The following is an 18,181-nucleotide window of genomic DNA, read 5'->3' as shown; positions in this document are numbered from 1 at the left end:
CTTTTTTCGCGACCAATAGGTCACGCCTCGACCGCATCGGCGGCACTTTGGCCGTAATATGCACCGTTTGCGATGCATCGCCAGCAAAATTCAAGTGCAAAAGCATCGTAAGGGAATTGTCCTGTGGACATGCGGCGATTGCCGCCGCGCTGATTCAGCCCATTTATTTCAATGGGCTATGCGAGTAGAACAGTCGCCGAGGTATTGAGAAATGCGCGAGGATGCGCGCGGGAAGAGGTCCCTGTCGGCTATGGATCACTACGACATCGTCATTATCGGAGCGGGCCTTGCAGGATCACTCGCTGCGATCGCGCTGGCGCGAAACGACCACCGGGTCGCATTGATCGGGCCAAAGCCCGCAATCGCCGATGGACGCACCACCGCGCTCATGGACCAGTCGATCGAATACCTCAAGAAACTCGATCTCTGGGACGAGATCGTGCCGCTGACGGCGCCGCTCGTCGCCATTCATATCATCGACGCAACAAAGCGGCTGTTGCGTGCGCCGCCGGTCAATTTCAGGGCGTCGGAAGTAGGATTGGAGGCCTTCGGCTACAACATTCCGAATGCACCTTTCCTCGAAATCCTAGAGAAGCATGAAGCCGGGTTGCCGACGCTCGATCGGCTGACCGCGGCGGCAACGACCTTCGACCTCGCAGAAGAGGAAATGAGGATCGGGCTCGACGACGGCCGAACGGTCACCGCCGACCTGATAATCGGCGCCGACGGGCGGCGCTCTGTCGTGCGTGAGGCCTCAGGCATCTTCGTGCATACGTGGTCCTATCCGCAAACGGCTGTCGTGCTGAATTTCGGCCACGAGCTTCCGCATCAGGACGTGTCGACCGAGTTCCATACCGAAGCCGGACCGCTCACCCAGGTTCCGCTCCCCGGCAACCGCTCAAGCCTCGTATGGGTTCAGAAGCCGCGCGATGCGGAAGAGACGCTGAAGCTCGCGCCGGATATGCTTTCGCGCGTCATCGAGGATCGGCTGCAATCCATTCTCGGCAAGGTTAAAGCAGAGGGCATTCCGCAGTCCTTCCCGCTCTCCGGCATGACTGCCCGCCGCTTCGGCAAGGGGCGCATCATGCTCGTCGGCGAAGCTGCTCATGCATTTCCGCCGATCGGCGCCCAGGGTCTCAATCTCAGCCTCCGCGATGTCATGACGCTCGTCGAACTCGTGGGACGGGCGACCGGCAGCAAACTGCCGGCCGGCACCGGTGACCGGTTCGACAGCCGCAGGCGGATCGATATCGTCAGCAGAACCGCGAGCGTGGATCTTCTCAACCGCTCCCTGCTCTCCGGCTTCCTTCCGGTTCAGGCGCTGCGCGCCGTCGGCTTGCATCTGCTCTCCTCCGCAGGTCCGCTTCGCGGCCTGCTGATGCGCGAAGGCATTCATCCCGGCAGCACCATTACCGCGCTCAAGGAAAGCTTACGGGAAAAGGTCAGCCGGAAGAGCGCCTGAGCGGATCAGATATAGCAGGCCCGTTACGGTTGCGACCGACAGCAGCGTCGTGATCAGGATCGTCGCCGAGGCGCGCTCCTGCCAGACGTGATACTGATGGGCGATCACGAAGACATTCGTCGCCGTTGGCAACGAGGCGAGCAGCACCGCCGTCTGCACCCAGACAGGATCATAGCCACCGCCGAGGCTGAGCGCGGCATACATCAGCAGCGGGTGAAGGATCAGCTTCACCGGAACGATGTAACCGATTTCGACGGGAATCCGTTTGATCGGCCTCAGTGCCAGCGTAACGCCCATGGCAAAGAGCGCGCAAGGAGCAGCCGCCTGCGCCAGATAGTCGATCAGCCTTTGCAGTGGCACCGGTGGCTGCACAGCAAGAAACGCCGCGGCGACACCGGCCAATGTCGACAGAATGAAGGGATGCAGCGCAATCCTGCGCGCAATGCCGAGCGCGAGCACGGCAGGCGGCTCCTTCCGACCGCCCGCAGCGGCCATCATTGCGGGCGCAACCGTGAAATGCGCCGCGTTCTCGAAGCAGAAGATCAGCGCAACGGGAACGGCCGCCGCCTCACCCAGCGCAAGCAACGCCAGTCCCGGCCCCATGTAACCGATGTTGCCATAGGCGGCGGCAAATCCCTGGATCGTCGCCTCGGGGATGGTGCTCCGGCGCAGAAACACTCCGGCCGCGAAGATCAGTGCAAAGACGACATAGGTCGTCCCGACACTGGTCAGAATAAAGTCAGCGCGCGTCAGCTGCTCGACCGGTGTGCGTGAGACCAGCTTGAAGAAAAGGGCGGGCAAGGCGAGATAAATGATGAACGTGTTCAGCCAACCCATCGCTTCGCCGGGATGATCGACGAAGCGAGCAGCGACATAACCGAGAAAGATCAGCCCGAAGAAGGGCAGCACCAAGCCTGCAATTTCCGCCATGTCCCCTTCCCTCGCTCGCCACCGTGCTTACAGTGCCGCGCGTCCAATCAGACGCGCAAGGCCGCTGTAAAGCTTTGAGTTTCTGCATGAATCGATTCCGATTTAAGGAGTCGTGCAGTAGCCCGATTCCAGGGAAAGCATGTAACGGTTTCCGTCCGGAATTGCGTCGTTTCAAAGAGTTGGACCGTTTCACCGTTTCAAATGAACGGCAAAACGCTCTAGCCGATTTGCATCAGGATGGGAAAGGTCTGCTGAAACCAGATCGCGACCGAACTGACGAAGCCGAAGAGGAAGGCGAGGCCCGCCAGGACGAGCAGTGCGCCCATCAGCTTCTCGACGAGGCCGAGATGACGCCTGAAGCGCGAGAGAAACTGCATGAAAGCACCGGAAAACCCTGCTGCGATCCAGAACGGAACGGCAAGGCCGAGCGAATAGATCGCCAAAAGCAGCGCGCCGTCGGTTACCGTGTCGCGCGCGGCAGCGACCCCGAGAATGGTGCCGAGCACAGGGCCGATGCAGGGTGTCCATCCGAACGCGAAGGCAAGGCCCATAATATAGGCACCCGACAGCGTAGCCGGCTTGCCGCCACCCTGAAAGCGCGCCTCGCGTGCGAGCAGCCCGATCCGGAAAACGCCAAGGAAATGCAGCCCCATCACGATGATTATGATGCCGCCGATGCGCGACAGCAGATCCATGTATTGCCGCAACAGGAGACCGATCGACGATGCCCCAGCCCCAAGCGCGACGAAGACGGTCGCAAAGCCGAGCGTGAAGAACAAAGCCGCCGGCAGCACGGCACGCCGGGTGCTGGCGACCGCGACGGTATCGCCACCGCGAAACTGGTCAACCGAGACGCCGGCCATATAGCAGAGGTATGGCGGGACCAGCGGCAGGACGCAGGGCGAAAGAAAGGACAGAGCGCCTGCGAGGATGGCGGTCCAGATGGAAATATCGGCAATCGACAACGGCTACAACTCCGGCACTCGGCATATCGCCTCTCTATACGTATACGTATACAGTGAAACCAAATACGTATACGTATACAGTGAAACCAATCACCTTTTGGCGATCATTTTGCCGCACGCATCGCCGCCCTCGGCCGTGGAACCAGAGTGAAGACACCAGGTTCCGCATTGGCGCTGACACGGCACTTATGCAAATCGGCGGCATTCTCGATTTCAGATCGCTTCGATCCGAATGCATAAGCGCCATGCAACGCAATTTTTGGGTTGACCACGACGAAGCTCGCGTGCATATGTCCGCCCACTTCCACCGGGCTTCACGGCCGCGGCGCGGGAGCGCGTAGCTCAGTCGGTAGAGCAACTGACTTTTAATCAGTAGGTCCAGGGTTCGAATCCCTGCGCGCTCACCACCCAATTGCCAATGAAATAAACGGGTTGCATGCATTTTCTAACGTTACGATGCATGCTGCGTTTAGATATTTACCGCACTTTTCCGGCTTGCGGCACATGATGAGCGCACGGCACAGGGCAGCAACGGAATCGGCTTACCAGAAGCGTCTTCCATGCTAAGCTCTCGCTCGCTGAGCCAAGGTATTCCATGTGCGAGAATCGCTATGACCGTCGCAAAGAAACCGACGGCGCGTGGACGATATTTGACATCTTCATGGGTATGCCGGCACGCGTGAACGATGTTGAGCAGGTCGGTCTTGAGATCGAGCAGGCTGACGTTCTGGTCGACTTTCTGAACGAGTTCTACACAATGCGACGAGCCGCGAGTGTGCATGGAGGGATAGCTACGCGGGCTGCCAAAGCTAGTCAGGGCTCTGCTCGCAAGGCCATGCCTCAGCCAGCGCAGCGCCAATGACCGCCTGCACTGGCCAGTCAGCTAAAAATTATCCGCTGCTATCCGGCATACAACGTCCTGGACGGCTCAACACTTACGCCTGGGAAAATACAGCGCCGAATTTTGCAGCCCTGTCAGCTAACCTTACGACGCCAGCGCTTCCAGTAGCGTCAGTTCCGACACCACCCGGTTCCGCCCGGCATGCTTCGCCATGTAGAGGAATTGGTCGGCGGCGTGGAGATAATTGTCGAAGGCTTCCTGTGCCTCGATGGTCGCAAGGCCGATCGAGATCGTGATCGTCAGTTCCTCGTCGTCGGCGACGATCTTCGAGCGTTCCATTTCGAGCCGCAGCCGCTCGCAGAAATCATAGGCGCGCCGGACATCGAGCGCATTGAAGAGAATGCCGAATTCCTCGCCGCCGAGGCGCGCGAGCAGGTGCTCCTCGCCCACCAGCGACTTCAGCCGCCGCGCCACGTGCTTCAGCACGATGTCGCCGATCTCGTGGCCATAGGTGTCGTTCAGGCGCTTGAAATGGTCGATGTCGATGACGGCGATCGAGGCGCCTGCGCCGCGCCTCAGGCATTGCTCGACGAGGCGTGGCCCCGTGAGGAAGAAATGGCGGCGGTTATAAATGTTCGTCAGATAGTCGCTCGCCGCCATCCGGCGAAGCGCCTGCAGGCGCTTGTGCATGGCGATAGCCTGCGCTACCCGCGCGTTGAATTCCGCTTCGAGGAAAGGCTTTCGGATGAAGTCCACGCCGCCGGCCTCGAGAAACCGCGCTGCCAGCCGGGCATCGCCGTCATCGGAGAGGCCGATGATCGGCGCGGCATCCTCGCCCTGGCGGTTGCGAATTTCGGCGACCAGGACCGCGCCAGTCATGTCGTCGAGCTCCGTCTCGGTGACGATGAGATCGGCAGCCTCGCCGGCATCGAGAAATTGCAAGGCCTCTCCGGCCGTGCTCGCCTCGACGATCGAATAGCGCTGCCGGCGCAAAAGGCCGGCGAGATCGTAGCGCGAGGCCCTGTTGGGATTGACGACCAGCACTGTCGTCCGGCCCTCTGTCAGGGCCCGATCGACCGCCGAGATCAGCCGCTGGATCGACTCCGGTTCGTTCTTCACGATGCAGTCCAGCACGTCCTTGCCGAGGATCTTCTCGCGCGTGCCGTCGTTGAAGGCAGCGGTGAAGACGATCACCGGCAAACGACTGGCGAGAACGAAGTCAAGCGCCTCACAGTTCGGCGCATCAGGCAGGTTGAGGTCGAGCACCGCGAGCGAGAATTCGTCAGGTCCGGCGGCAAGCTCGGTCTTCACTGCTTGGAACGTTCCGCAATGCGTCACCCGCGCACCGAGCCTGGTTTCGAGTCCGTATTTCAACGCCGTCGCGAACATCCGCGAATCCTCGACGAGCAGCAACCGCTTGTCGCGATGCTTCTGCACGCAGTTCGCCTGCCCGGACGTGCGACGCAGTCTCAAAATTCCAGCAGCCCCCATCCCTGCAGCACCGGCGGCCCGCCAGAGCTGCCAGCTAACTGCAACCAACTTAATTCATGCACGATGTTGCATGGTTCCCTGCATCGGCTCCGATCCAGGGTTTCATGCAGCGGGTTCATGCATTGGCCGCACGCGTTTCCCTAGGATGACGCTTGCCCTAAACGATTGCGCCGGTACCGACCCTCATCTGCCGAGTTGCCATTCGGCAGGGTCCGTCACCGGGTTTCCCCATTTCTTGTTTTAAACGGATTGAAAGGCCTGCCGGTTGCGATTTCGTTAACGCAGCAACCGGCAGTGCGAAATAGGATACGCGGCTTACACGCGAGGCATCGGAAGGGAAGCCGGATCAGGCCGGGATTTTCATCTTGCCGCTCAGCGTCCGGATCTTCGTCAGTGTGTCGAGGTTCTGGTTGACCCGGCAGTAGAATTCCTCGTTGACGAAGGGGCGCACGACGAAATCGTTGCCGCCGGCCTTGAGGAACCGGGCGGAAAGCAACCGGTTCGTCGAGGACGAGACACCAATGACGCGCAGCTGATGCGGGCCGTATGCCGCGCGGATGCGGCGCGTCAGCTCGAAGCCGTCGATATCCGGCATGTTGTAGTCGGTGATGACAAGAGCGATATCGGGATTGTTCTTGAGGATTTCGAGCGCGGCGGCACCGCTCTCGGCCGAGCTCGTGCGGAAGTTATAGCGTTTCAGCTGCGTTGTCAGAAGCGCGCGCGCCGTCGGGCTGTCGTCGACGATCAGCACGTGATGCTTCTGGTTGGTCAGAAAGCGGCAGACCGACTCCGCCAGCATGTCGACGGCGAAGACGCTGTCCTTGATCACATAGTCGACGATGTCCTTGGCCAGGATCGCCTCGCGCGTCTTCTCCTGGAAAGAGCCGGTGAAGACGATCGTGGGTACGCTCATCTCGATCAGGTAGTTCAGCGCCTCGCCGTTTTCCGCACCCGGGAGATTGATGTTGGAGATCGCGAGCGAGGCCGGAAAAGAGGCGTTCTCGACGGCGAACTGCAAATCCTCGTAGTCGCGGCAGACGATCACGTCGATGTCGAACAGCTCCTTCAGCCGCTTCGAGACCATCGAGGCAAAGAGGTTTGAGTCCTCGGCAAGCACGATGCGGTGCTCGCCAAGGGATTCGCCGGAATAGTACATTCCGGAAACGCCGAAGAATGACATTGATCGCCTATGAGAAAGAGTGTCCCGGGAAGCATGCTAGGGGCAAAAGCTTTTATTGGGGGTTAATGCTACCCGACACTCGGATTGCTGTTTCGCCGCGATGATATGGAAGTCTTGAACGCATTCCCATAGAACGAGCCCCATGATCGATCTTGCAGGCCAGATTCTCATCCTGACGGGCACGCCAGGATCCGGAAAAACGACGACAGCGAAGGCCCTCGCAAGGGAGCCAGGGTCGCCGAAGGTGCATCTTCACGCCGATGATTTCTGGCATTTCATCAAGCACGGCGCGATTGCGCCCTATCTGCCCGAATCCGCCGGGCAGAACAGGATCGTCATCGATGTTCTGGCAAGGGCTGCGGAGGGATATGCGAGCGGCGGCTATTTCGTCGTTGTGGACGGCATCGTCGGACCCTGGTTCCTGCCGGCATTCACGGCCCTGACTGTACCGCTGCCTTACATCGTCCTTCGCCCGCCGCTAGACCTCGCCATCAGGCGTTGCCGCGAACGCGGCGGCGACACGCTGACCGATCCCGGCCCGATTACGGAGCTTCACAGGCAACTCTCGACGCTCGGAGAGCTTGAACGGCATGCATTGCGGACGGAGGACTGGAGCCGCGAGCAGATGCTGCGAAAGGTGATTGCGGCCGTGGAAAGCGGGGCGTTTCGCCTGCAGCCGTGACGGTACAGGCGAAACGGCAGGCAGATCGTTTCAGCTCTGCCTTCGGCTGGCGATCTTCCTATTCGAACATGCCTTTCGGCGTCTCGCCCTTCAGAAACGGTTCGATGAAGGCATGCAGCAGCTGCGGCTGTTTGATGACGGCGGTGTGCGACGTCGCCGGCAGGACGGCGAGGCGCGACGCCGGCAACGGCTTGCCCATGTCGCCCATGACGCCGCCGCCGAGCAGCCGGAACAGCGCAACCGAATGTTCGAGGGTCGCGACATCGGCGTCCCCGGTCACGATCAGCACGGGAGTCTTCAGCGCCTTCACGTCCGCCTCCCATGCCATCGGCTCCTTTTCGAGCTGGATCAACTTCTTGACCAGGTCAGGAAACCCGTCCGGGTTGGCCGCGAGCTTGCGAAACTCTTCCGCAAACGGCATCGCCAGGAACATCTCGACCGTCATCTGCGGGATGAATTCCTTGAAGGCCGGCTGCCAGCCCTCGGCATCGTAGGCGACGGAAGCGGCGACGAGCTTGTTGACCTTCTCCGGGTGGCGGATAGCAAGCTGCAGCCCGGCGGCCGAACCCATGGAATAGCCGAAGACATCGGCCTTCTCGATGCCGGCGGCATCCATGAACGCCGCGACGTCGTCCGCCAGGTTGGGATAGGTGATCGGCCTGTCGATGTCGGTGGTGCGGCCGTGGCCTTGCAGCTCGAGTGCGTAGACCTTATGGGTCTCGGCAAGCTTGGGGATGATCTCTCCCATCGACGGGATATTCATGTAGGCGCCGTGGAGCACGATCAGCGGATCGCCCTCGCCCGAGACCTCGTAATACATCTCCATGCCGTTGACCTTGAGCCGATCTCCCACGGGTTCGGATTGAGCGAGCACGGGGCCTGCGACAAACAGGGCCCCGGCAATCAGAGCGGTACGGTACATCGATATCCCTCCTCGTTCGTGCGCGGCCTGTGCCGGCGTCGACAATAAGACGAACGGCCTTTGCGCACTCCGACATGGCGCTCCGGCTTTTATGTCGGGCGATACTTCCCGTCAGCGGGATAATGACAAATCCGCTGTCCGTGCCGCGATTTCCGTATAGAATGCGCGCATGGGTGAAGCTCAGACTTTGTTCGATGCACTGCGCCAATCGGTCAAGCCGGAGATCGTCGATGCCTTCGAGCGGCTCGTTCGGGATGCGCCGGACCGCAAGCTCTGCCGCATCAACGCGCTTGCCTTCGCGGCGGCCGAAGGGCTCGACGAGGAGCTGACGATCGCGGCCTTCCTGCATGCCTCCCATCACGGCATCTTCGAATTGTCCTGGAACGTGCTCTGCCCGGGCTGCGGCGGCGTGCTCGACGCCAATACGTCGCTCAAATCCGTGCAGCGGGCGGAATATACCTGCGCCCTCTGCGCCGCCGGCTACGAGCCGACGCTCGACGAAATGGTCGAGGTGACCTTCACGGTGAACCCGCGGGTGCGCCACATCGAGGGGCACAGTCCGCACAAGCTCCCGCCCGCCGAATATTTCCGCCAGGTCTACTGGGGCTCTGGCGTCGACCTGCCGGAAGAGGGATTTGAAGCGAAGATCGACGAGTTCATGATCGAGGCGCTCGAATTGCCGCCCGGCGAGAAGGCCGTCATCGCGCTGCAGCTTCCGGCGCAGTTCGTCATCATCTTCGAGCCGGTGACGCATGCGGCGCAATTCCTGGAGGTGACGGGCGAGCCGACCAAGGAGCGAAGGAACCTTGCCCTCGTCTTCGACCGCGGCCACCGCCACAACGAGACCTTGCGCCTCCAGCCCGGGCCGCTGAGAATCCAGGTGGAGAACCACGCCGAAGTCCGCACGCTGCCTACGGTGTGCATCGCAAACGACGTGCTCCACGACATGCTCGGCCGCCGGCGACCATTCCTGACGGCCAAGCGCCTGCTTTCCAACCAGACGTTCCGCGACCTTTATCGCACCGACACGATCGACGTCGACCAGCGGCTGAAGATCACCAGCCTCACCTTCCTCTTTACCGACCTGCGCGGCTCGACCGAACTTTACGAACGCGTCGGCGATCTCGCGGCCTTCGATCTGGTGAAGACCCATTTCAGCGTCCTGAACGAGATCGTCGCGGCCGAGGCCGGTGCTGTCGTCAAGACCATCGGCGACGCGGTGATGGCGACCTTCCCGACACCGGACCGGGCCGTCGCCGCGGCGATGCGGATGCGCGATGCGATGCGCGAACTCAACGAGGAGCGCGGCAGCGAGGACCTGCTCCTGAAGATCGGCATCCACGAGGGACCGTGCATCGCCGTCAGCCTCAACGAACGCCAGGACTATTTCGGCCAGACCGTCAACATCGCCTCGCGCGTCCAGCACCTCGCCACCTCGCGCGAGATCTTCGCCACCGGTTCTGTTATCGAGGACCCACGCGCGTTGAGCCTCCTCAGCGACCGCGGGCTCAATCCCATGTCGCACAACGTTACGCTTCGCGGCATCACCAACGAGATCAGCATTTTTGCGATCCCGTGAACGCCGGGCTGGGCAACTTTGGCAAAAGGCATGCTCCGTCGTTCATTGCCAATTCAGGCTCGATGGCCGAGTATCATGGCAACGCAAGGAGCAAGACATGCGCATCCAGCTTGCCCTGTTTGCTGCCGTGGCCCCGTTTGCTGCCGTGGCGATGACGACCGGCACCGCGGATGCCGGGAGCCAGTCGTCGAATTCGAGCTCGAACAGCTCGTCCAACAATGGCGTCGTCCGCGAGCGGATCGTCGAAACCTATTGCGAAGACGGCTATTGCGAACGCTACGTTCTGCGGCGGGTATATCGCGACCATGGCCACGACGGCGGCCGACGCTATCGCGAACGCTACTATGACGACGATGATTGAGGTCATGGCCTAATCACCGTCATCCGCTAGTTTCGGCCGCCGCCGACATGTCCCACGAGGTGCACCATGGTGTCCCGAACAGCCTCCTGCTCCTGCGGCCAGTTGCGGATCGACGTCCAGGGCGAACCGCTCGGCGTCGGCGTTTGTCACTGCCTCGCCTGCCAACGGCGCACGGGCAGCGTCTTTGCGGCGCTGGCAGCCTTCGCCGCCCCCTACGAGGTTTCCGGCACCGCAACCGAATATGTGCGCGTCGGCGATCAGGGGGCGCGATTCAAGTTCCGCTTCTGCCCCGTCTGCGGGACGAACCTCTTCCACACAGAGGAAGGCTACGAGGGATCGTCTGTCGCGGTTGCCGTCGGGGCCTTCGCCGACCCCAGCTTTCCGCCGCCCGAAGACTCGGTCTACGATTGCCGCAGGCACTCCTGGGTACAGCTGCCGCCGGGAATAAGGACCTACGACAAGGATCCGACCTGAGGCAAGGCTCAGCGTCAAAGGTTGTCGGCTGCGGCGATGATCTCGGCCGCGGTCGGGAAGGTGCAGAGGCTGTCCGGCCCGTCGCGCGCTTCGAGCTGCGCCCAGCGGACGATGCCGGCCGCATCGACGAGGAAGTGCCCGACGAGCTGCGTGCCGTGGTTCGCAAAGATCGCGTTGTCGGTTTCGTCCGGCTCGAACCCGTCCTTGGCGTTGAGCACCACGTTGGCGGCCATCGGCTGCAACGGTTGCGGCAGCTCGCCGGTCGGGTTGATGCGCGCCCCTTCGAACTGCTCGACCTTCGCGCGAGAAGGCCACTCGGGCTCTTCGCTGCCCTCGGGCAGGAATTCGATGTGCGGCACGCCGAACGCCCGGTGCGCGCGGCAGTCCGGGTCGCAAAGAAGGGTTACCGGCGTCGGCTGATAGCGGAAATGGAGGCGCGCGCGCTCCACCGGCGTGTTGATCACGGCGAGCGTCTCCACCCCGGCCGCGTGCAGGACAGGCTGCACGCGGGCAAGCTGCTTCACCTGGCGCCGGCAGAACGGGCAATGCAGCCCGCGAAAGAAGCCTATCAGGAACGGGCGGCCACGCAGGCTGTCGAGGGAGACGGTGCCCTCGGCGTTGGCCGCGGGGAGCGCGAAGGCAGGCGCGGCTTCTCCCGGCTGCAGCGGACGTATCGGCTCTCCCATCGGATCGTTCCCCTGTGGTGTCGTTCAGATGAAGACGGCCAATGACCGTAGCACGTGCCGCGGGAATGCGCAGCGCCGAATCCCTTATCCATCTGACGTTGCGTGTCGCGCCGCGCCGTTGGGGGCCGCTGATCTCGGCACGCCCCTATCGCGTCAGCCGGGCCTCGGTCCAGCCCAATGCCTTGAGGTCCTCGACGCGCGCCTCGCCATTGTCGGCGAGAATGAATTCGTCGATCTGCGGCGGCGGGACGCTCGTCCCCGAAAGCATCGAATGGATCTGACCGCGGTGGTGCTGGCCATGCAGGAAAACGTGAAGCAGCGTATCGGCGACGGTTTCGCTAAGTGTCCTCTCCGGCCAGGGAATGCTGATCTTGCGCGCAAGCTCCTCTATCGTCAGGCTTTCGCTGAAGCCGAGCAGCCATTCGTCGACCTCCGCCCGTTCGATCGCGAATTCGGCCGCCGTCGCGCGGCTTCCCGGCGATCCCGGCAGGCCGAGCCGTTCGCCGCGCAGTGTGTCGATATAATACCGGTCGGCATTCAGGAGATGAACCATCGTCTCCTTGAGCGACGGGAAAAAAGAAGTGCGCGGCGCCTCCCATTCACCGGGGCTTAGCGCCATGCAGGCGCGATCCAACCGCGCATTGGCAAGGCGGGCGTTGCGTGCAAGCTGGCGGTAGGGCCGGCATATCAAATCCTGCGGCAGGGTCATGCCACGCATAGTGGGACGATTGCGACGGCGCGTCCAGCCGGCAATTGTCGTTACGCCCCCTTGGAACGACTGGAGCGTTTCGCCGTCTTGTCGAACGGTGAAACGCTTCAATCCTTTGTCACGACGCGATTCCGGACTGTTGCACACGTTCCCGGGATTGCTCTTTAAAACAACGCAATTCCCGACGGAAAACCGCTGCACACTTTTCCTGGAATTGCTCTTTAAAACAACGCAATTCCCGACGGAAAACCGCTGCACACTTTTCCTGGAATTGCTTAGCGCCGCGCCTCGAGGATCAGGTTGAACGGCGTCTCCATCGCCCGGCGGAAGCGATTGAAGCCGGCCTTGCGGAAGACATCCGCGAGCCGTGCTTCGCCGGCCTGGGCGCCGAGCACGAGGTGACCGCCATCGGAAATCGCATGGGCGCAGCAGATCGTCGTCGAGGCGGCATAATAGATTCTCGCGACCGGCGAGATATTATCCTCGACCCGATCGTTGGCGAAGGGCTCCACCAGCATCACCGTCCCCTCGCCTGCCACCGCCTTTGCCGTATGCGCCGCCGCGGCGACCGGGTCGCCCATGTCATGCAGGCAGTCGAAGAAGCAGATCAGGTCGTAATTCGCCCCCGGGTAGCTGTCCGCCCGCGCGGCCGCAAAGGTGACCCGGTCCGAGACGCCCGCCTCCGCCGCAACCTTGCGCGCCTCGATGACCGATTCCGGGTGCGTATCGAAGCCATGGAAGCGCGAGGCCGGAAAGGCCTTCGCCATAAGCACCGTCGAATGCCCATGCCCGCAGCCGACATCGGCCACGCGGGCGCCGGCCTGGAGCTTCTCCACGACGCCGTCGAGAGCCGGCAGCCATTCGGCGACCAGGCTTGCCTTGTAGGCGTTCCTGTAGAAGGCGGCGACGCCGCAATAAAGCCGGCCATCATGGTCGCCCCAGGGAATGCCCGTGCCGCTGCGGAAAGCCTCCACCGCCTTCTGCTCATCCGACCACATGGAGGCAGGGACCGACCAGGCGTTGGGGATGAAGACAGGGCTGTCCTCCTCCGCGAGCACAAGCGCCTGTTCCGGCGACAGCTCGTAGGTGCCGCTCACCGCATGATAGGTCACATAGCCGCCCGCCACCTGGGAGCCCAGCCATTCGCGAACGTAACGTTCCGCGCAGCCCGCGCGGCTCGCCAGTTCGTTCGAAGTGAGCGGGCCGGCTCCGGCCATCGCCTTGTAGAGGCCGAGGCGATTGCCGAGGCTTACCATCACGCCGCCGTAACCCGCCGAGAGATCGCCGATCGCCCGCGAGACGAGCGCATCGAGCTTCGCCTGATCGATCCTGTTGTTGTCCAGCTTTTCCATGTCCGTGCTCCTGTCATCCATTCGAAGGTCCAAGGATTTGAAGGATCGCATCTGCGGTGACCGGGCGGCAGAGCGGGATTGTCCGGAATCGGGCCGTTTGCGCCATGCGCCGTCTCGCGGTAGAACTTATTCACCGACGTGGCGCCGCCCGCCTTTCATGGATTCGAGATGCCGCGCAACACCGCCGAGACCGGATCACACCCGCTTCATGTGAGCCTCGTCGCCATACCCGAGGCGGTCGTGTCGACGCTGAGCGGCATTTTCGACGTGATGAACGCCTTTGCCGTGCTACCTCCACCCGGCGACGCCCCATCCGGTGCGCCGCCGTTTCGGGTCGAGATCGTGGGACTGCAGCCCGGACCGCTGGAACTCGCCAGTCGCGTGCCGGTGATCGTGCAGCGCGGCATCGCCGCGATCGAGACGACCGACATCGTGATCGTCCCCTCTATCCTGCTCGGACCAAAGGGGTGGCAGAAGGGTCGACATCCGGATCTGGTCGACTGGCTCGGCGCCATGCATCGGCGCGGCGCGCTTCTGTGCTCGGCCTGCTCGGGCCTGTTCCTGCTCGCAGAGACCGGACTTTTCGACGGCGTCGATACGACGGTGCATTTCGGTTACGCCCAGGCTTTTCAGAGCACCTTCCCGAAGGTGACGATCCACCCTGAACGCGTTCTGGTCGTCTCCGGGGAGCGCGAGGAACTGATCACGTCGGGCGCCTCGATGACCTGGCATGATCTGGCACTCTATCTGATCGCCCGCCACGCCGGAGCAACGGCGGCACAGGCCATCGCGCGCTACTTCGCGCTGCAATGGCATCAGGACGGGCTCGCGCCCTACATCGTCTTCGAGGGGCGCAACGACCACGGAGACGTTGCGATCCGGGCGGCGCAGGAATGGATCGCGACGCATTTCTCTGTCGCCAACCCGCTGGAGGAGATGGTCCGCCGCGCCGGACTCACCGAACGCACGTTCAAGCGCCGGTTCACCGGAGCAACCGGCCTGAGCCCGATCGCCTACGTCCAGCGGCTGAGAATCGAGGACGCCAAGCGCCGGCTCGAACGAACGGAAGCCCCCGTCGATGAGATCAGCTGGCAGGTCGGCTACGAGGACCCCGCCTTCTTCCGCCGCCTCTTCAAGCGCGTTACGGCGTTGACGCCGGGAAGCTACCGCCGACGTTTCAGGATTCCCGACTACGCCCGGCCGCAGCGGAGGAAATAGCGGAGACTTCACCGTCCGAACGTCCCAAGCGGAGATTATTGTTGAACCGCTGTCGGTCTCGCCCGCTGTCGCGCGTCCTAGATCCAGAAACAAAGCTACGCCAGAAACAAACCCGCGAAGGAGAACCATAATGAGGAAGATCGTCGTTGGTGCATTTGTAAGTCTCGATGGAATCATGCAGGCGCCGGGCGGACCAGACGAGGATCCGACCGGCGGTTTCAAATACGGTGGATGGGTCGCGCCCTATTTCGACGAGACCATGGGCGCAGCGGTCGACGAGATGTTTGCCAAGCCGTTCGATCTTCTGCTTGGCCGGAAGACCTACGACATTTTCGCGGCGCACTGGCCCTATGCCGGCGCCGATGATCCGATCGGCACGTTGTTCGACCGCATCACCAAATTCGTCGCGACGCGCAATCCGGATTTCAAGCTCGGCTGGCAGAACAGCCAGAGCCTTGGAAGCGACGTCGTTGCCACGCTCCGGAAGCTGAAGAGCGAGGACGGGCCGGACCTCCTGACGCAGGGCTCCACCGACTTGCTGCAGACGCTTTTCCGGAATGATCTGGTCGACGAGATGTATGTGTCGATCTTTCCGGTCGTGCTCGGAAAGGGCAAGAAACTGTTCGGCGACGGCGCCTCGCCGATGGCGCTGAAGCTGGTCAATTCGAAGGTCTCCGGCTCCGGTGTGACCGTCAACAAGTACGCCCGCGCGGGCGAGGTCGTCACCGGCTCGTTCGAATTCGAGCAGCCGACCGAAGCGGAACTGGAGCGGCGAAAGAACCTGACCTGAGGGGGACGAATTACCGGATCGACCGGTGTCGAGGGCCGCTCCGCCGACGGCGCGAGCGGTCCTTCCCTTGCGTAATCCCGCCGGATATCAATGATTAGCCATGATTTCCGCCTATACTTCATGTTTGCCGAACATGGAGGTTACGATGAGAATCTCGGAAGCCATGCACTCCGGAGTACGTTGGATCTCGCCGGACACGGACCTGCGCACGGCGGCACGCATCATGAAGGATGACGATATCGGCGCCCTGCCCGTCGGCGAAAACGATCGCCTGGTCGGGATGGTCACGGATCGCGACATGGCCCTGCGGGCCTTCGCCAACGGCCACGATGTCTCTTCGCTCACGGTGCGAGACGTCATGACCAATGAGATCGTCTTCTGCCGTACCAGCGAATCCATCGAGGACGCCATCCACCTGATGGAAGAGAAGAAAATTCGGCGGTTGCCGGTGATCAATGAGGACAAGCGGATGGTCGGCATGCTGTCGCTCGGTGATATTTCCCACTGCAGCAGCCGGGAAATGACGGGCGAACTGCTCAAGGCCGTCAGCGACCATCACGCCTGATAGAGAGTGCCGATAGCATGGTCGCCGCTTCGGATCGCTGAGGTGACGATCCATGCCGTTGCCGCGGAGGCGCTTGCCGGCGTCACTTTCGGCAAGGAGTCAATCACGGTGCGTCCGCGCCGTGAACGACCTGCATCCGCGAGGTCAGATCGATACGCCTTCACCTCGCGGCAAGCGCGGCAGTCTGCGTCGCGACCAAGCCACTCGTCCGCGGCGTGGCGCCCACGCCTATTTGACGACGACGGAGCCGTTGACGATCTCGATCGTTTCGTCGCCCTGAAGGCCAATGCGGTCGCCGCTCGGCGCTGTCACGAAGCAGCCGCTCGGGCAGATCATTTCCGTTGCGCCTGAACCCACCGCGACTTCCATCCGGCTCTCGCCCTCGACGACGACCAGTACGGCGGTCTCGCCGTCCTTGTTCGTCACGGTCGCAGCGGAAGCGGCTCCCGTCACAAGAATGCCGGAAAGCAAAGCAATCAGGATTGTCTTCATCGCCCACCGACGCTCATCAAGCGCCGCCCCTTGTCGCCGGTCGCGCCCTACGTCCTTGACGTAAGCTCCGGCCCCCTCTTCAGCCCGCGCCAGCCTAAACCGCGGCGGGACGAATTGCATGCGTTTTATCGCTGGACGGCTGAATGCGTGCTGAACGGTGCTCCGCCCCTACGGAGTCTTGTGTCCGACGTGAATCTCAAGACCATAAAACGTTGCTTTTACTCGTGTTTTCTTGAAGTCGCAGCAGCTCGAGGCGATCCGTTAGCCCGAACGGATTAGAGACACGCCACCCCGTCACATGGTAAATAGTCAAACAACTTCGAGTGGGGCGAAGAACAAGTGCTGCAAATATTTCAGCCAATCCCCGCTCCAGCTGGATCGTTTCATTGTCCGTGGAAACAGTGAAATCGATCTAACTCTTTGAAACTAGTGATCACGCAGAAAGACTTCAGGTTGTTACAATCCAGAGTCGCCGTGATCCAGGAGGGGTGCCATGTCTTATTTGCGTGGCGCTGCAATCGTCGCACTCGGTGTCATGTTTTACGGTCCGGTATCGTTGGCCGCCGAGGTAATCGGCGAGGCAACGCGGATCAGGACTGAAGTCAGGGGTGCGGGCGGTCCGCTGGCGGTCAAAGACCCGGTCCACCGGGACGAACGGATTCTGACCTCAAAATCCGGACTGGGACAATTTGTGTTCCGCGACGGCACCAAGCTGGCCATAGGCTGGGGCTCGTCAGTGGTGATCGACAAGTTCGTCTTCGACGACTCCAACTCCCTGCAGAAGCTCAGCCTAAGGGCGACGAAAGGCACGTTCCGCTGGATCAGTGGAAAATCGAAAAGCACTGCCTACGAGATCCTGACGCCCGCCGGAACGATCGGCGTTCGCGGCACCGCCTTCGACTTCTATGTGCGTGGCGACGGGACGACCGCCGTTGTCCTGTTGAACGGCGCGGCCAGCTTCTGCGGTCCCGGCGGCTGCAAGCAACTGACGCGGCGGTGCGACTGCATCGTCGCCAACCGCAACGGCAAACTCTCGGATGCCCGCCGCGTCGACCGCCGCATCCTGGAGACGCTCGGCGACGAGGCAGCATTGCCGTTCCTCTCCGGCAATCAGCAGCTCGCCGGAGGGCTAGGCTGGGTCGGCGGCGGTTGCAGCATTCGAGCGGCGCTTCCGATTCCGCCAACGCAAGTCACTCCGCGACGCGCCCCCAAGCCTGAGGCACCAAAGCCTCCGCCACGCGAAAAACCCCGCGTCGACCACGACAAGGATCCTCGCGATCCTGGCAGGCCACGTCGCGACGATGACAAGCGTCCCGACCATGACGAGCCCCGCCGCGATCCGGGCAGGCCCAGTCACGAGCATGACGATCCACGTCCCGACCGCGGCGAGTCTCGTCCCGACCATGGCGAGCCCGCGCGCGATCCCGGCGACCCCCGCCCGGATCCGGTACGCGAGGGCTAGGCGCAAGACTTATTGAATTC

At 62.2% G+C, this 18,181-nt stretch carries 19 protein-coding genes and 1 tRNA gene; 11 read left to right on the top strand and 9 right to left on the bottom strand.

Features of this window, described 5'->3' with window-relative positions; genetic code table 11:
- The first annotated feature begins 250 nt into the window (after positions 1–250).
- Complete coding sequence (locus QN224_RS12665; RefSeq protein WP_283976965.1) at positions 251–1,462, top strand: UbiH/UbiF family hydroxylase; 1,212 nt, start codon at positions 251–253, stop codon at positions 1,460–1,462.
- Here QN224_RS12665 and QN224_RS12660 read toward each other — a convergent pair.
- Positions 1,430–2,392 carry an AEC family transporter gene (locus QN224_RS12660; RefSeq protein WP_283976964.1) on the bottom strand — a complete coding sequence of 321 codons (963 nt, stop codon included), beginning with the start codon at positions 2,390–2,392 and terminating at the stop codon, positions 1,430–1,432. The two genes, QN224_RS12665 and QN224_RS12660, sit on opposite strands and share 33 nt — an antisense overlap.
- Positions 2,393–2,610: 218 nt before the next feature.
- Positions 2,611–3,357 carry a cytochrome c biogenesis CcdA family protein gene (locus tag QN224_RS12655; protein WP_283976963.1) on the bottom strand — a complete coding sequence of 249 codons (747 nt, stop codon included), beginning with the start codon at positions 3,355–3,357 and terminating at the stop codon, positions 2,611–2,613.
- A gap of 331 nt (positions 3,358–3,688) precedes the next feature.
- On the opposite strand from QN224_RS12655, the gene QN224_RS12650 reads away from it, so the two are divergent.
- Positions 3,689–3,764: transfer RNA gene (locus QN224_RS12650), tRNA-Lys, on the top strand.
- 188 nt (positions 3,765–3,952) lie between these two features.
- Complete coding sequence (locus tag QN224_RS12645; protein WP_283976962.1) at positions 3,953–4,219, top strand: hypothetical protein; 267 nt, start codon at positions 3,953–3,955, stop codon at positions 4,217–4,219.
- Positions 4,220–4,342: 123 nt separating this feature from the next.
- Here the strand turns inward: QN224_RS12645 and QN224_RS12640 are convergent, their stop codons facing one another.
- On the bottom strand, positions 4,343–5,635 hold the full coding sequence (locus QN224_RS12640) for a diguanylate cyclase (protein ID WP_283976961.1): 1,293 nt from the start codon (positions 5,633–5,635) through the stop codon (positions 4,343–4,345).
- Positions 5,636–6,035: 400 nt separating this feature from the next.
- Positions 6,036–6,869 (bottom strand): response regulator, encoded by an 834-nt coding sequence (locus QN224_RS12635; protein ID WP_173512905.1) that lies wholly within the window; start codon positions 6,867–6,869, stop codon positions 6,036–6,038.
- 145 nt (positions 6,870–7,014) lie between these two features.
- On the opposite strand from QN224_RS12635, the gene QN224_RS12630 reads away from it, so the two are divergent.
- Positions 7,015–7,551 carry an AAA family ATPase gene (locus tag QN224_RS12630; RefSeq protein WP_283977474.1) on the top strand — a complete coding sequence of 179 codons (537 nt, stop codon included), beginning with the start codon at positions 7,015–7,017 and terminating at the stop codon, positions 7,549–7,551.
- Between the two features lie 58 nt (positions 7,552–7,609).
- Here QN224_RS12630 and QN224_RS12625 read toward each other — a convergent pair whose 3' ends face one another.
- On the bottom strand, positions 7,610–8,473 hold the full coding sequence (locus tag QN224_RS12625; RefSeq protein WP_283976960.1) for an alpha/beta hydrolase: 864 nt from the start codon (positions 8,471–8,473) through the stop codon (positions 7,610–7,612).
- A 169-nt stretch (positions 8,474–8,642) separates the two neighbouring features.
- On the opposite strand from QN224_RS12625, the gene QN224_RS12620 reads away from it, so the two are divergent.
- From QN224_RS12620 to QN224_RS12610, 3 genes are all read left to right on the top strand, one after another.
- The gene (locus QN224_RS12620; protein ID WP_283976959.1) at positions 8,643–10,052 is read left to right on the top strand and encodes an adenylate/guanylate cyclase domain-containing protein; all 1,410 of its coding nucleotides are present in this window, start codon (positions 8,643–8,645) and stop codon (positions 10,050–10,052) included.
- Between the two features lie 97 nt (positions 10,053–10,149).
- Positions 10,150–10,413 (top strand): hypothetical protein, encoded by a 264-nt coding sequence (locus QN224_RS12615; RefSeq protein ID WP_283976958.1) that lies wholly within the window; start codon positions 10,150–10,152, stop codon positions 10,411–10,413.
- Between the two features lie 66 nt (positions 10,414–10,479).
- Positions 10,480–10,887, top strand: coding sequence for a GFA family protein (locus QN224_RS12610; RefSeq protein WP_283976957.1), 408 nt, complete (start codon positions 10,480–10,482; stop codon positions 10,885–10,887).
- A gap of 14 nt (positions 10,888–10,901) precedes the next feature.
- On the opposite strand, the gene QN224_RS12605 is transcribed toward QN224_RS12610, so the two are convergent.
- The 3 genes from QN224_RS12605 to QN224_RS12595 form a co-directional block, all read right to left on the bottom strand.
- Entirely contained in the window at positions 10,902–11,573 is a 672-nt protein-coding gene (locus QN224_RS12605) for a redoxin domain-containing protein (RefSeq protein WP_283976956.1), read from the bottom strand.
- 145 nt (positions 11,574–11,718) lie between these two features.
- The gene (locus QN224_RS12600; protein ID WP_283977473.1) at positions 11,719–12,291 is read right to left on the bottom strand and encodes a DinB family protein; all 573 of its coding nucleotides are present in this window, start codon (positions 12,289–12,291) and stop codon (positions 11,719–11,721) included.
- A gap of 266 nt (positions 12,292–12,557) precedes the next feature.
- On the bottom strand, positions 12,558–13,634 hold the full coding sequence (locus tag QN224_RS12595) for a class I SAM-dependent methyltransferase (RefSeq protein ID WP_283976955.1): 1,077 nt from the start codon (positions 13,632–13,634) through the stop codon (positions 12,558–12,560).
- A gap of 168 nt (positions 13,635–13,802) precedes the next feature.
- Between QN224_RS12595 and QN224_RS12590 the strand changes: the two genes are divergently transcribed.
- The 3 genes from QN224_RS12590 (at position 13,803) to QN224_RS12580 (ending at position 16,207) form a co-directional block, all read left to right on the top strand.
- On the top strand, positions 13,803–14,852 hold the full coding sequence (locus QN224_RS12590; protein ID WP_269283866.1) for a GlxA family transcriptional regulator: 1,050 nt from the start codon (positions 13,803–13,805) through the stop codon (positions 14,850–14,852).
- Between the two features lie 130 nt (positions 14,853–14,982).
- Positions 14,983–15,642: a dihydrofolate reductase family protein gene (locus tag QN224_RS12585; protein WP_283976954.1), complete on the top strand. Its 660-nt coding sequence runs from the start codon at positions 14,983–14,985 to the stop codon at positions 15,640–15,642.
- 145 nt (positions 15,643–15,787) lie between these two features.
- A complete protein-coding gene (locus QN224_RS12580; protein WP_173512895.1) occupies positions 15,788–16,207 on the top strand; it encodes a CBS domain-containing protein in 420 nt (139 codons plus the stop codon).
- A 228-nt stretch (positions 16,208–16,435) separates the two neighbouring features.
- On the opposite strand, the gene QN224_RS12575 is transcribed toward QN224_RS12580, so the two are convergent.
- Complete coding sequence (locus QN224_RS12575) at positions 16,436–16,699, bottom strand: hypothetical protein (protein ID WP_283977472.1); 264 nt, start codon at positions 16,697–16,699, stop codon at positions 16,436–16,438.
- A 493-nt stretch (positions 16,700–17,192) separates the two neighbouring features.
- Here QN224_RS12575 and QN224_RS12570 point away from each other — a divergent pair, with 493 nt between their 5' ends.
- Positions 17,193–18,161, top strand: coding sequence for a FecR domain-containing protein (locus QN224_RS12570; protein WP_283976953.1), 969 nt, complete (start codon positions 17,193–17,195; stop codon positions 18,159–18,161).
- Positions 18,162–18,181 lie beyond the last annotated feature (20 nt).

The sequence above is a fragment of the Sinorhizobium sp. 7-81 genome, assembly GCF_030124405.1.
GTDB lineage: Bacteria > Pseudomonadota > Alphaproteobacteria > Rhizobiales > Rhizobiaceae > Sinorhizobium > Sinorhizobium psoraleae.
This window is presented reverse-complemented; position numbering and strand designations above follow the sequence as displayed.

Bases quoted from the DNA above. Each gene is read 5' to 3' on its own strand.
- QN224_RS12615 (WP_283976958.1), top strand. From the start codon at position 10,150: ATGCGCATCCAGCTTGCCCTGTTTGCTGCCGTGGCCCCGTTTGCTGCC.
- QN224_RS12585 (WP_283976954.1), top strand. From the start codon at position 14,983: ATGAGGAAGATCGTCGTTGGTGCATTTGTAAGTCTCGATGGAATCATG.
- QN224_RS12610 (WP_283976957.1), top strand. From the start codon at position 10,480: ATGGTGTCCCGAACAGCCTCCTGCTCCTGCGGCCAGTTGCGGATCGAC.
- QN224_RS12635 (WP_173512905.1), bottom strand. From the start codon at position 6,869: ATGTCATTCTTCGGCGTTTCCGGAATGTACTATTCCGGCGAATCCCTT.
- QN224_RS12645 (WP_283976962.1), top strand. From the start codon at position 3,953: ATGTGCGAGAATCGCTATGACCGTCGCAAAGAAACCGACGGCGCGTGG.
- QN224_RS12605 (WP_283976956.1), bottom strand. From the start codon at position 11,573: ATGGGAGAGCCGATACGTCCGCTGCAGCCGGGAGAAGCCGCGCCTGCC.
- QN224_RS12580 (WP_173512895.1), top strand. From the start codon at position 15,788: ATGAGAATCTCGGAAGCCATGCACTCCGGAGTACGTTGGATCTCGCCG.
- QN224_RS12620 (WP_283976959.1), top strand. From the start codon at position 8,643: ATGGGTGAAGCTCAGACTTTGTTCGATGCACTGCGCCAATCGGTCAAG.
- QN224_RS12570 (WP_283976953.1), top strand. From the start codon at position 17,193: ATGTCTTATTTGCGTGGCGCTGCAATCGTCGCACTCGGTGTCATGTTT.
- QN224_RS12590 (WP_269283866.1), top strand. From the start codon at position 13,803: ATGCCGCGCAACACCGCCGAGACCGGATCACACCCGCTTCATGTGAGC.
- QN224_RS12665 (WP_283976965.1), top strand. From the start codon at position 251: ATGGATCACTACGACATCGTCATTATCGGAGCGGGCCTTGCAGGATCA.
- QN224_RS12595 (WP_283976955.1), bottom strand. From the start codon at position 13,634: ATGGAAAAGCTGGACAACAACAGGATCGATCAGGCGAAGCTCGATGCG.
- QN224_RS12600 (WP_283977473.1), bottom strand. From the start codon at position 12,291: ATGCGTGGCATGACCCTGCCGCAGGATTTGATATGCCGGCCCTACCGC.
- QN224_RS12660 (WP_283976964.1), bottom strand. From the start codon at position 2,392: ATGGCGGAAATTGCAGGCTTGGTGCTGCCCTTCTTCGGGCTGATCTTT.
- QN224_RS12575 (WP_283977472.1), bottom strand. From the start codon at position 16,699: ATGAAGACAATCCTGATTGCTTTGCTTTCCGGCATTCTTGTGACGGGA.
- QN224_RS12625 (WP_283976960.1), bottom strand. From the start codon at position 8,473: ATGTACCGTACCGCTCTGATTGCCGGGGCCCTGTTTGTCGCAGGCCCC.